Origin of the sequence: Cupriavidus sp. WGlv3 (genome assembly GCF_023952475.1) — a bacterium.
In the GTDB taxonomy this organism is placed as follows: Bacteria; Pseudomonadota; Gammaproteobacteria; order Burkholderiales; family Burkholderiaceae; genus Cupriavidus; species Cupriavidus phytorum.
This window is the reverse complement of sequence record NZ_JALHRX010000128.1, coordinates 1-611: the sequence shown is the minus strand read 5'-3', so window position 1 is coordinate 611 and position 611 is coordinate 1. Positions and strand designations below refer to the sequence as shown.

Annotated in this window: 1 pseudogene; it reads right to left on the bottom strand. The window is 62.8% G+C overall.

Annotated elements, in window-relative coordinates:
• A pseudogene (locus MKD38_RS30810) lies at window positions 1-553 on the bottom strand (IS3 family transposase); the annotation flags it as partial.
• Between the last annotated feature and the right edge of the window lie 58 nt (window positions 554-611).

The following is a 611-nucleotide window of genomic DNA, read 5'->3' as shown; positions in this document are numbered from 1 at the left end:
ATGCCCATGCGCTTCATCAGCGTGCGCACGTGCCGGCGGCCGACCGGGATGCTCTCCCGTCGCAACAGGCGGGCCAGCATGCGTGCGCCCGCGAAGGGATGCTCCAGATGCAGTTCGTCGATCCGGCGCATCAGCCTCAGATCCGCGTCGCTGATTGGACGCGGCTGGTAGTAGACGCTCGATCGGGAAATGTCGACCAGCTTGACCTGGCGGCTCACCGGCAGCGGGTGATCGCGGTCAATCATCGCTTTCCGCTCAGCAATCCCGCCTTGCCGAGCGCGTGCTCTAAAAAATCGTTCTCCAGTGTCAATTGGCCTATCTTTGCATGCAGCGCCTTCACGTCCACCGGCGGCTCGGCCGCAGTCTTGGTTTTGCCGCCGCCGAACACGTCCGCGGCGTGCTCCGCCAACTGTTGCTTCCACTCCGTGATCTGGCTCGGGTGCACGTCATACTGCTGGGCCAATTCCGCCAGCGTCTTGTCGCCCTTGAGCGCGGCCATGGCCACCTTGGCCTTGAAGGTTGCCGAGTGGGTCCGTCTGCTTCGTTTCGTCATCTTCTGGATCCTTTATGCCCGCCATTATGGCCGGCTCAGGCCCCAGCTCTTCCACTTA